Genomic DNA, 12,322 nt, shown 5'->3' with positions numbered 1-12,322 from the left:
TAAAACCTAATTTGAATAAACTTGGCCTCTGTGTGGTTTTAATGCATCTCTTAAAGGTCTCATGGCTGCCTCTTCAACAACCAGAAAAGCAATAGCATGACTATCGGTTATATTTTCAAATCCAGTAATTGTAATATTCGAATTTTCTAATGCAAGGTATTCCTTTAAATGAATTTCATGATGTTTAGCAATTTTACTGGCATCTGGACCGTAAAAATCCCAAATTAATTTTAGTTTTCGCATGTGTTTTTTCAAAAGTGAATAATGTGCGAAAGGTAAAAATATATCATCTAATACAGTAATATTTTAGCTTTTTAATCGTTTGTTAAAGCAACTTGCATAAAAGGTTTATATTGCTATTTTTGTGCTAGCAATAAAATCATTAAAAAATGAACTACAAATATTTATTTATTTTATTTTTTTCAATTTCAATTTTCTGTGGTTATGGGCAATCTGACAATAAAGACATTCTTTTTTCAGTAGATGATGAACCTGTTTATATATCGGAATTTTTAAGAGTTTATAATAAAAATTTAGATTTAGTTCAAGATGAATCTCAAAAAGGTGTAGATGAGTATTTAACACTTTTTACTAATTACAAATTAAAATTAAAGGAAGCAAAAGCTTTAGAACTTCAGGAGAAAGAATCTTATAAAAGAGAATTGGCAAGTTATAAAAGTCAGTTAGCCAAAAGTTATATGGCGGATGCTAAGGTAACTGATGTATTAATAAGAGAAGCTTATGATAGAGTTGCCAACGAAGTTAAAGCAGCTCACATTTTAGTGAAAATTCCCAGTAATGCAAGTCCTCAGGACACCTTAAAAGCATATAACGAAATAATAAAACTAAGAAATAGAGCATTAAAAGAAGGATTTGAAACTGTTAGAAAAGAAGTGCACAACGGGCAAACCGTTTATGGTGAAGACCTTGGTTACTTTGGCGGTTTTAAAATGGTTTATAAGTTTGAGAACGCTGCTTTTAATACGAAGGTTGGAGATATTTCACAACCGTTTAGAACTCAATTTGGTTATCATATTGTAAATGTTCAAGATAAGCGGGCTTCAAGGGGAGAACGTACTGTGGCACATATTATGGTGGTTGAAAAACAAAATGATTCTTTAGCAGAAAAACCAGATGTGAGAATTCAAGATATTTATAAAAAACTAAATCAGGGTGAAGCTTTTGAAGCATTAGCCAAGCAGTTTTCCGATGATGGTAATTCTGCCCAAAATGGCGGTAAATTGGCACCTTTTACTGCTGGTCAAATTAACTCTGTTGAATTTGAAGATACGGCTTTTAGCTTAAAGGAAATTGGAGATGTGTCTGAACCTTTCAAAACGGCTTATGGCTGGCATATCATGAAATTGCTAGGTAAAAAACCAGTGGAATCTTTTGAAACTATGAAACTGGAATTAGAGCAAAAGGTGAAGAAAGATGAACGTTCAAAACTAATAGATGATGCCCTTTTTAGTAATCTTAAAGCTAAGTATAAAGTAAGTGATGAGCAACCGGCTTTGAGCTATTTTGCATCTATTGTAAATGATAATTACTTTAAAGGAACATGGGAACTTCCTAAAGATTTTAAAGGCAATAAGCCTTTGGTTAAAATAGGAAACCAGCAATTTACGTATCAGGATTTTGGTAATTATTTATTAGGAAACCAACGTAATACTTTAAATAAAATAGATTTTAGTATTCTAGTTTCTAATAATTACACATCATTTTTAAACACAAGTGTTGTGCAATATCAAGAAGATAATTTGGAAGATGAAAATGAGGATTATGCGAATATTGTTTCTGAGTATAGAGATGGCTTGTTACTTTTTGATTTAATGGAGAATACCATTTGGAATTCGGCTAAATCTGATTCGTTACAAATTGAAAATTACTATAATTTACATAAAAGCAAGTATATTACACCACAGCGAGTTGATGCTATTGTTGCATCTTCTAACAGTCAAAAAACACTTAAAAAAGTAGCAAAATTGTTAGAAAAAGGCATGGCTTTGGAACAAATTAAGGCACTAATTAATAGTAATGATAAAATAGATGTTATCTTTACAAAGGACATCATGGATAGCGAACACCAGGCATTGCCAAAAAACTTTATTTTTAAAACTGGAGTTTCCAAAATACAAAGTCATAATGGCGCTTTTGTAATAGTACAAGTTAAAGAAGTATTACCAGAAACTATCAAAACTTTAGAGGAAGCTAAAGGTTTGGTTATAAGTGATTATCAAACCCATAAAGAGGAACTTTGGCTTCAAGAATTGGCTAACAAATACAAGGTGGTTGTAAATGAGGAAGCTTTAAAGCAGGTGAAAAATCAAATAAAAAACCAGTAGGTGCGTAAAAAAATTATAATCGGAGTATTACTTTTAATGGCTGTTACGTCTTGTAATTTTTTTAAAAAGACGGACGATAGGGTACCTGTTGCCAGAGTGAATGACACGTATTTGTATTATGACGATGTTAAGGATTTAGTTTCTGAAGACGCATCAAAAGAAGATAGTATTCTTCTCGTACAAAACTTTATTAACCGTTGGGCAACCCAACAGCTATTCTTGGATGGGGCAAAAGTGAATTTAAGTGAAACCAAACAACAAGAATTTGATAGGTTGGTAGAGCAATACAAGACCGATTTATACACAAAAGCTTATATAGAGGCTATTGTAAACCGAGATATGAATACAACGGTTACAAAATCAGAAGCCGAAACCTTTTATAATCAAAACAAAGATATTTTTAGATTAAATGAGGAATTACTAAAACTTCGTTATATTCATTTAGATGAAAATATTAGCAATTACAAAACAATAGTAGATAAATTTAGACGCTTTAATGCTAAAGACAAAAATGATTTAAACGATATATCCATTCAGTTTAAATCTTATTCACTAAACGACACTATTTGGGTAAAGGTCACTCAGGTAATTAATAAAATCCCTGCTATAACGGTGGAAAATAAAAATCAACTGTTAAAAAAATCTAATTTTGTACAACTCAAAGATTCATTAGGAGTATATTTGATGCAAATTAACGATGTCTTGTTACGAAATGATACGGCTCCATTGGAGTACGTTAAGCCAACGATAGACCAAATAATCGTTAATCAAAGAAAGCTTGAACTGATTAGAGAACTAGAAAAAGATATTACTAAAGATGCCATTAACAATAAACAATTTGAAATCTATAAATAACTTGAAACAACTCATTATATTATCAATTGCCTTTGTATTTATTAATAACACATTTGCTCAAGAAATTATAAATGACGAAGTTGTAAAACAAACAACAAAAAAAGTAGATTCTACCAAAAGCAAAAATGCTAAAAAAGTTGATGGTGTAGCTGCCGTAATTGGTGATTATATTATTCTAGATTCAGATATTCCAAAAAACAGATTACAATTAGAAGCGGGTGGTTACGATTCTAAAGACATTTCGGATTGCGAATTGTTCGGAAAATTGTTGGAAGATAAATTATACGCACATTGGGCCATACAAGATAGTATTCAAGTTTCTGATGCTGAAATAAGAAGAAATGTAGATTATCAAGTTGAACAATTTTTGGAACAATCTGGAAAATCTATGGCTGAATTATTGAAGTTTTATAATAAGGACGACGAAAAATCTTTCAGAGATGAGATGTTCGAAATTAATAAAAGCAATCAGCTAGCTCAAAAAATGCAAGCTAAAATTGTTGAAGAAGTAGAAGTAACCCCAGAAGAGGTTCGTGCATTTTTTGATAGAATACCTAAAGATGAGCTTCCAACTTTTGGAACAGAACTTAAAGTTGCACAAATTGTTACAGAACCTAAAATAGCAGAAGAGGAAAAGCAACGTATTATTAACCGATTAAAAGAATTTAAAGCTGACATTATTGAAAACGGAGCCAGTTTCCGCTCAAAAGCCGTTTTATATTCTGAAGACCCTGGTTCTGCAAGTAAAGGAGGGAAATATACATTAAATAGAAAACAACCCCGAATGGTTAAAGAGTTTAGGCAAGTAGCATTCTCACTACAAGAAGGTGAAATTTCAGAACCATTTGAAACCGATTTTGGATACCATATTATTCAATGCGATAAAATAAGAGGACAAGAATACGACGTTGCTCATATTTTATTAACTCCTAAAGTTTCATCGGAAGCTGTAAAGGAAGCAAAAGAGCGCTTAGAAAAAATAAGAGAACGTATTGTAGAAGGGAAAATTTCCTTTGCTGATGCTGCTAGAGAAGCGAGTGACGAAAAAGAAACAAGAGGTGACGGTGGACAGTTAATTAATCCTACTACACAAGATTATAATTTTGAATTAACTAGAATGGAGCCCGAATTGTATTCACAAATTCAAAATTTAAAGGATAATGAAGTAAGCCTTGTTTTAAAAGAGGAAGATAGAACTGGAAAGACTAAGTTTAAAATTTTGATGGTTACCGATAGAATCGATGAACATAAGGCTGATTATGCAAGAGATTATTTGAAAATTAAGAAACTAGCAGAAGACGAGAAAAAGATAAATGCGATTTCAAAATGGCAAGAAAGAAAAATTCTTGATACTTACATTAAAGTTAGTGGAGATTTTAAAAATTGTGAATTTTCTAGCAACTGGTTAAAAAAGTAAACGTATGTCTGATGTAGCTGCTATCGAACAATTTGTAAAACGATATAAAGATTTAAGAACTGAAATTGCCAAAGTTATTGTTGGGCAAGATGAGGTAGTAAATCAAATATTAATTTCTATTTTTTCGGGTGGACATTCGCTATTAATCGGTGTTCCTGGTTTGGCAAAAACCTTAATGGTTAATACCATAGCTCAAGCTTTAGGACTTAATTTTAAACGCATACAGTTCACACCAGATTTAATGCCAAGTGATATCTTAGGTAGTGAAATTTTAGATGAAGACCGTCATTTTAAATTCATAAAAGGCCCTATTTTTTCAAATATCATTTTAGCTGATGAGATTAATAGAACACCTCCAAAAACGCAAGCAGCTTTATTAGAAGCGATGCAGGAGCGTTCTGTAACGGTAGCTGGTCATAATTATAAATTAGAATTGCCTTATTTCGTTCTTGCTACTCAAAATCCAATCGAGCAAGAAGGTACCTATCCCTTACCAGAAGCACAATTGGATCGTTTTATGTTTGCTATAAACTTAGAATATCCAACTTTTAAAGAAGAAGTGGAAGTTGTTAAAGCAACAACTTCTGATGTTAAAGTGAAAATAAACGCCTTGTTTTCGTCTAAAGATATTTTAGAATTTCAACATTTAATTCGTCGTATTCCTGTAGCTGATAATGTTATAGAATATGCTGTAGCCATGGTTGGTAAAACACGACCGAATGGTGATACAGCTAATGAATTGGTGAAAAATTACATTGATTGGGGTGCGGGACCTAGAGCATCTCAAAATTTAATACTAGCAGCTAAAACGCATGCAGCTATTAATGGAAAGTTTTCTCCAGATATGGAAAATGTTCAAGCGGTAGCGCATAGTATTTTAAGACATCGCATAATTAAAAACTATAAAGCTGAGGCGGAAGGTGTTTCAGAAGCACAAATAATCAATAGCTTGTTTTAAAAGTATTGATTTAAAATCACTATGGATATAGATTATAAACATAGGATTTTTGGATTGGATATCATCCGTACTATAGAAATTCTACTAGTTTTATTTTCACACTCTACCTTATTATTGTTCCCAGATGAGGAGCACACGTTATTAACAATCATTCAGTTTTTTGGGACTATTGGTGTGGATTTGTTTTTTGTTTTAAGTGGTTTTTTAATTGGAGGTATTATTTTAAAACAATTAAAGCAAGGTAAGTTAGCGTTCAAAGATTTTACATATTTCTGGATACGCCGTTGGTTCCGAACCTTACCTAACTATTTTCTAATTCTTACCATAAACATCATTTTAGGTCTTTTTTTTTATGGTGAAATAGTAAAGGGCATTAGTAAATATTTTGTGTTCTTACAGAATTTTTCTTCTAGCCAACCCGATTTCTTTACAGAATCTTGGAGTTTAACTATCGAAGAGTTTGCGTATATTTTAGGACCTTTATTTCTATATCTGCTAATTTCTTTTTTTAAAGTGTTTCCTAAACAATACTTATACTTAGCAGCTACTCTTTTGCTCATAGCTTGTGTTACTTTGCTTAGGTTGAAGTTTCATAGCAATAATATTATAAGCAACGGACAAGAATGGAGTCGTCAATTGCGTAAAGTGACTATTTATAGAATAGACAGTATTTATTATGGGTTTATTGCAGCTTATATCGCCGTTTATTTAAAACCATGTTGGGAGCGTTACAGAACAAGCTTGTTTTACTTTGGACTAACTGTATTTTTTGGTTTACATGTTGGTATTTTTGTTTTTAATTGGCTTCCAGAAAATGCATCGCTATTTTATAATATATTTTACCTACCCATTGTTTCAATTAGTTTGCTTTTGTTGTTTCCCTTGGCAGTTTCAAATGAAATTAAACCTTTGTTCAAGAGGCAAATTACAGAAATCAGTATATTGTCTTACGCTATGTATTTGGTTAATTATTCTATTGTTTTATTAAGTATTACCTATTTCATAGATGTTTCTGAGATTAACTTGTTATCTAAACTAATAGTATTGCTTTTTTATTGGGCAGCAACCTACCTACTTAGTTACTTACTTTTTATTTATTTTGAATCACCACTCACCAAATTAAGGGATTCCAATTTCATTAGAAGTCAATTTTATTGATTTAATTTTATTGAATAATCATTAATAATCTGAAATTAATGAAAAAAACATAACCAGATTAATTTAAAATGTGACAATAATAAATTCGCTATGGCATCGAATCGTATTGAAAGTTTATTTTTTGAAGCTTAGATTAATTTAGTATTTTGCAACACTTTTAAAAAAATAATAACTATACAAGGGCTTTTGATATGAATATTAAAGTTTGTAATCAGTTTACTGAATCTACGAACAGGGTGTTTATAGCAAGCTAAAAAACGAAAAAGACTTTCTAATATGAACATTTACAATGATTACATCAAGGAGATTGAAGAAAGAAAAGCTCAAGGGTTACACCCTAAGCCTATTGATGGAGCTGAATTAACAAGTGCAATAATTGCACAAATTAAAGATTTAGAAAATCCATACAGAAAAGATTCTTTAAACTTTTTTATTTACAACACATTACCTGGAACAACTAGTGCTGCAGGTGTAAAAGCTAAATTTTTAAAAGAAATTATACTTGGTGAATCAGTTGTTGAAGAAATCACACCTGCTTTTGCATTCGAGCAATTATCTCATATGAAAGGAGGGCCTTCAATAGAAGTGCTTTTAGATTTACTTTTAGGAGATGATGCTGCCATTACAGAAGAAGCCGCAAAAGTATTAAAAACCCAAGTGTTTTTATACGATGCCGATACAAAGCGTTTAGAAGAAGCTTACAAAGCGGGAAATCCAGTTGTTAAGGAAATTATTGAAAGTTATGCTAAAGCAGAATTTTTCACAAAACTCCCTGACATTGAAGAGGAAATTGAAATAGTTACGTTTATCGCTGGTGAAGGTGATATTTCAACAGATTTATTATCACCAGGTGCTGATGCGCATTCTAGATCAGATCGTGAATTACACGGTCAGTGTATTTTTGAGCATAATAAAGACATGCAAAATGAACTTTTAGCTCTTAAAGAAAAACATCCAGATAAACGTGTGATGTTAATTGCAGAAAAAGGTACCATGGGGGTAGGTTCTTCAAGAATGTCTGGTGTAAATAATGTGGCGTTATGGACAGGGGTTCAAGCTAGTCCATATGTTCCTTACATTAACATAGCACCAATTATTGCCGGAACGAATGGAATATCGCCAATATTCTTAACCACGGTTGGTGTAACAGGAGGTATTGGAATAGATCTTAAAAACTGGGTTAAGCAAAAAGATGCTGAAGGTAATGTTATTGTAAATGCAGATGGTGAACCAGTTTTAGAACAAGTGTATTCTGTAGAAACAGGAACTGTTTTAACCATTAATACAAAAACTAAAAAATTATACAAAGACGGTAAAGAGTTAATAGATATTTCAGCGTCATTAACACCGCAAAAAGTGGAGTTTATTAAAGCGGGAGGATCTTATGCGGTTGTTTTTGGTAAAAAATTACAAACCTTTGCAGCCAAAGTCTTAGGAATTGAAATTCCTCAAGTATACGCTACTTCAAAAGAAATTTCTATTGAAGGTCAAGGATTAACTGCAGTCGAAAAAATATTTAATAAAAATGCGGTAGGAACTACACCAGGCAAGATATTGCATGCCGGTTCTGATGTTCGTGTTGAAGTTAACATTGTAGGTTCTCAGGATACTACCGGATTAATGACGGCTCAGGAATTGGAAATGATGGCTGCTACAGTTATTTCTCCTATTGTTGATGGAGCATACCAATCGGGTTGTCATACAGCTTCAGTTTGGGATAACAAGTCTAAGGCTAATATTCCAAAATTAATGAAGTTTATGAATGATTTTGGATTAATTACAGCCCGCGATCCTAAGGGTGAATATCACGCAATGACCGATGTAATTCACAAAGTGTTAAATGATATTACGGTTGATGATTGGGCAATCATAATTGGAGGGGATTCACATACACGTATGTCCAAGGGGGTTGCATTTGGTGCAGATTCAGGAACTGTTGCGTTAGCTCTTGCTACAGGTGAGGCTACAATGCCAATTCCACAATCAGTAAAAGTGACCTTTAAAGGCACCATGAAGGAATATATGGATTTCCGCGATGTGGTTCATGCTACACAATCTCAAATGCTTTCTCAATTTGGTGGAGATAATGTGTTCCAAGGAAGAATAATTGAAGTTCATTTAGGTACACTTACTGCCGATCAAGCCTTTACATTTACGGATTGGACTGCTGAAATGAAAGCTAAAGCCTCTATCTGTATTTCGGAAGATGCTACTTTAATTGAGTCTTTAGAGATTGCAAAGGAAAGAATCCAAATCATGATAGATAAAGGCATGGATAATAAATTGGAAGTTCTTAAAGGTTTAATTGCTATAGCTGATAAACGTATAGCTGAAATTAAATCTGGAGAAAAACCTGCGCTAAGGCCAGATGCAAATGCCAAATATTATGCAGAAGTTGTTATTGATCTTGATAAGATTGAAGAGCCGATGATAGCAGATCCGGATGTAAATAATGCCGATGTTTCAAAACGATATACTCACGATACTATCAGACCGTTATCTTTTTATGGTGGTACTAAAAAAGTAGATTTAGGCTTTGTAGGATCGTGTATGGTACACAAAGGTGATATGAAAATTTTAGCTCAAATGTTGAAAAACATAGAAGCCCAACAAGGTAAAGTTGAGTTTAAAGCTCCTCTAGTAGTGGCACCTCCTACATACAATATCGTTGATGAGTTAAAAGCAGAAGGCGATTGGGAAGTGTTACAGAAATACTCAGGTTTTGAGTTTGATGATAACGATCCCAAAGCAGCGGCACGAACTAAATATGAAAACATGTTATATTTAGAACGCCCAGGTTGTAACCTTTGTATGGGTAACCAAGAAAAAGCAGAACCAGGTGATACGGTAATGGCAACTTCAACGCGCTTGTTCCAAGGGCGTGTTGTTAAAGATTCAAACGAGAAAAAAGGAGAATCTTTATTATCTTCAACTCCAGTGGTAGTTTTATCAACAGTATTAGGAAGAACGCCAAATTTAGCTGAATATCAATCTGCTGTAGTAGGTATTAATTTAACTAAGTTTAAACCTTCAAGTAAGTTATTAGTGAAGTAATAGACTAGTTTACATAAACATAATTGAAAAGCCTAGGTTTAAACCTAGGCTTTTTTTATACCTTATGAAGAGTTAGTTTCTATTTAAGTAAAAGTAAATAACAAAAATCCACCATTGTTAAAAAACATTAAAACTGACAATCAATTTTTACAGCCTTGAGATATTTCGTATATTGTGTTATTCAAATTAATAAAATTAAAAAATAAAAATTTATGGCATTTGATATTGATATGATAAAAGGGGTGTATGCAAGAATGCAGGAACACGTAGATGCTGCCCGAGAAATTGTTGGTAAACCACTAACATTATCCGAAAAAATATTATATAATCACCTTTGGGACGGAGTCGCAACAACAGCCTTTGAAAGAGGTAAAGATTATGTGGATTTTGCCCCAGATAGAATCGCATGTCAAGACGCAACCGCGCAAATGGCCTTGCTGCAATTTATGCAAGCAGGTAAAAATAAAGTAGCAGTACCAACCACGGTACACTGCGATCATTTAATTCAAGCAAAGGATGGAGCAGCAGCCGATTTAAAACACGCAAATAGTGTAAGTAGCGAAGTTTTTAACTTCTTGGAATCTGTTTCTAATAAATATGGTATTGGTTTTTGGAAACCGGGTGCAGGAATTATTCATCAAGTAGTTTTAGAAAATTATGCATTCCCAGGAGGGATGATGATTGGTACCGATTCTCATACTGTTAATGCTGGAGGATTAGGTATGGTTGCTATTGGTGTAGGCGGAGCCGATGCAGTGGATGTTATGGCAGGTATGGCCTGGGAACTTAAATTCCCTAAATTGATAGGAGTGAAGTTAACAGGTAAATTATCAGGTTGGACCGCACCTAAAGATGTTATTTTGAAAGTTGCTGAAATCTTAACGGTTAAAGGTGGAACTGGTGCAATTGTTGAATATTTTGGACCGGGAGCTACAGCTATGTCATGTACAGGAAAAGGAACGATCTGTAATATGGGCGCTGAAATAGGAGCAACAACATCTACGTTTGGTTACGACGAGTCTATGGAACGTTATTTACGCTCAACAGAAAGAGCTGATGTTGCTGATGCAGCCAATAAGGTGAAAGCGTATTTAACAGCTGATGCTGAAGTGTATGCTTCTCCCGAAAAATACTTTGATCAGGTCATAGAAATTAACTTGTCGGAATTAGGTCCTTTATTAAACGGTCCTTTTACACCAGATTTATCTACTACGGTTGGTAAAGAAATGACGGAAAAAGCTAAAGCTAACGATTGGCCTATTGTTGTAGAATGGGGTTTAATTGGGTCTTGTACTAACTCGTCATATGAAGATTTATCACGTGCATCATCTATAGCACAACAAGCTATTGATAAAGGTCTAAAGATGAAAGCGGAATTGGGAATCAATCCAGGTTCAGAACAAGTGCGATATACAGCAGAACGTGATGGTATTTTGCAAATTTTCGAAAAATTAGATGCTAAAATATTTACCAATGCTTGTGGGCCTTGTATAGGGCAATGGGCACGTTATAGCGACCCAAAAAACGCACCTAAAAATAGTATTGTACATTCTTTTAATAGAAATTTTGCAAAGCGAGCTGATGGTAACCCAAATACGCATGCCTTTGTAGCATCTCCAGAAATAACAGCGGCTATTGCCATTGCAGGTCGTTTGGATTTTAATCCAATGACTGATAAATTAATTAATGAGAAAGGAGAAGAGGTTATGTTTGAAGAGCCAACAGGCTGGGAATTACCTCCAAAAGGTTTTGCTGTTGAAAATAATGGTTATTTAGAACCTGAGGAAGACGGTAGTCATGTTCAGGTAAAAGTAGACCCAAATTCTGAACGTTTACAATTGCTAGAACCTTTTCAACCAATAGGAAATACCATTAATGGCGCTAAATTATTAATAAAGGCTTTTGGTAAATGTACTACAGATCATATAAGTATGGCTGGACCTTGGTTACGTTTCCGTGGTCATTTAGATAATATTTCGAACAATTGCTTAATAGGAGCTGTAAATGCTTTTAATAAACAAACAAACTTTGTTAAAAATCAATTAACGGGAGAGTACGGTGGTGTGCCAGATGTACAACGTCAGTATAAAGCAAAAGGAATAAAAACAATTGTGGTGGGTGATCATAATTATGGAGAAGGTTCTTCTAGAGAACATGCCGCGATGGAACCACGTTTTTTAGGTGTTGCCGCAGTTATTGTAAAATCGTTTGCACGTATTCATGAAACAAATCTTAAAAAACAAGGGATGTTAGGTTTAACATTCGATAATGAATCAGATTACGATTTAATACAAGAAGATGATACTTTTAACTTTATTGATTTAAAAGATTTCGCTCCAAATAAACAATTAACATTAGAGGTTGTTCATGTAGATGGAAGCAAGGATTTAATCAAATTAAATCATACTTATAATCAACCCCAAATAGAATGGTATAACGCTGGTTCTGCTTTAAATTTAATTAAAAGGCAAAATGCATCTTAAGAAGTATATTTAATTAAGAAAAGAATATAAAAAAAGAAGCCATTAAACATAA

Annotated in this window: 8 protein-coding genes; 7 read left to right on the top strand and 1 reads right to left on the bottom strand. The window is 33.2% G+C overall.

Annotated elements, in window-relative coordinates; genetic code table 11:
• Window positions 1–6: 6 nt before the first annotated feature.
• On the bottom strand, window positions 7–243 hold the full coding sequence (locus ABYI63_RS09450) for a hypothetical protein (protein ID WP_372755827.1): 237 nt from the start codon (window positions 241–243) through the stop codon (window positions 7–9).
• A 146-nt stretch (window positions 244–389) separates the two neighbouring features.
• On the opposite strand from ABYI63_RS09450, the gene ABYI63_RS09445 reads away from it, so the two are divergent.
• The 7 genes from ABYI63_RS09445 (at window position 390) to ABYI63_RS09415 (ending at window position 12,270) form a co-directional block, all read left to right on the top strand.
• On the top strand, window positions 390–2,345 hold the full coding sequence (locus ABYI63_RS09445) for a peptidylprolyl isomerase (RefSeq protein ID WP_372755825.1): 1,956 nt from the start codon (window positions 390–392) through the stop codon (window positions 2,343–2,345).
• Complete coding sequence (locus ABYI63_RS09440) at window positions 2,346–3,200, top strand: peptidyl-prolyl cis-trans isomerase (RefSeq protein WP_372755823.1); 855 nt, start codon at window positions 2,346–2,348, stop codon at window positions 3,198–3,200. It abuts the gene before it with no gap.
• Window positions 3,163–4,617, top strand: coding sequence for a peptidylprolyl isomerase (locus tag ABYI63_RS09435; protein WP_372755821.1), 1,455 nt, complete (start codon window positions 3,163–3,165; stop codon window positions 4,615–4,617). Before ABYI63_RS09440 ends, ABYI63_RS09435 begins: the two co-directional genes overlap by 38 nt.
• Window positions 4,618–4,621: 4 nt before the next feature.
• Window positions 4,622–5,575 (top strand): AAA family ATPase, encoded by a 954-nt coding sequence (locus ABYI63_RS09430; protein WP_372755819.1) that lies wholly within the window; start codon window positions 4,622–4,624, stop codon window positions 5,573–5,575.
• Window positions 5,576–5,596: 21 nt separating this feature from the next.
• Window positions 5,597–6,733 (top strand): acyltransferase family protein, encoded by a 1,137-nt coding sequence (locus ABYI63_RS09425; protein ID WP_372755817.1) that lies wholly within the window; start codon window positions 5,597–5,599, stop codon window positions 6,731–6,733.
• 276 nt (window positions 6,734–7,009) lie between these two features.
• Window positions 7,010–9,787 (top strand): bifunctional aconitate hydratase 2/2-methylisocitrate dehydratase, encoded by a 2,778-nt coding sequence (locus tag ABYI63_RS09420; RefSeq protein WP_372755815.1) that lies wholly within the window; start codon window positions 7,010–7,012, stop codon window positions 9,785–9,787.
• A gap of 212 nt (window positions 9,788–9,999) precedes the next feature.
• The gene (locus tag ABYI63_RS09415; protein ID WP_372755813.1) at window positions 10,000–12,270 is read left to right on the top strand and encodes an aconitate hydratase; all 2,271 of its coding nucleotides are present in this window, start codon (window positions 10,000–10,002) and stop codon (window positions 12,268–12,270) included.
• Window positions 12,271–12,322 lie beyond the last annotated feature (52 nt).

The sequence above is a fragment of the Mariniflexile sp. genome, from assembly GCF_041583155.1.
Taxonomy (GTDB): Bacteria; Bacteroidota; Bacteroidia; order Flavobacteriales; family Flavobacteriaceae; genus Mariniflexile.
This window is presented reverse-complemented; position numbering and strand designations above follow the sequence as displayed.

Coding starts and splice junctions, on each gene's coding strand:
- ABYI63_RS09450 (WP_372755827.1), bottom strand. CDS start 243: ATGCGAAAACTAAAATTAATTTGGGATTTTTACGGTCCAGATGCCAGT.
- ABYI63_RS09425 (WP_372755817.1), top strand. CDS start 5,597: ATGGATATAGATTATAAACATAGGATTTTTGGATTGGATATCATCCGT.
- ABYI63_RS09415 (WP_372755813.1), top strand. CDS start 10,000: ATGGCATTTGATATTGATATGATAAAAGGGGTGTATGCAAGAATGCAG.
- ABYI63_RS09435 (WP_372755821.1), top strand. CDS start 3,163: ATGCCATTAACAATAAACAATTTGAAATCTATAAATAACTTGAAACAA.
- ABYI63_RS09445 (WP_372755825.1), top strand. CDS start 390: ATGAACTACAAATATTTATTTATTTTATTTTTTTCAATTTCAATTTTC.
- ABYI63_RS09420 (WP_372755815.1), top strand. CDS start 7,010: ATGAACATTTACAATGATTACATCAAGGAGATTGAAGAAAGAAAAGCT.
- ABYI63_RS09430 (WP_372755819.1), top strand. CDS start 4,622: ATGTCTGATGTAGCTGCTATCGAACAATTTGTAAAACGATATAAAGAT.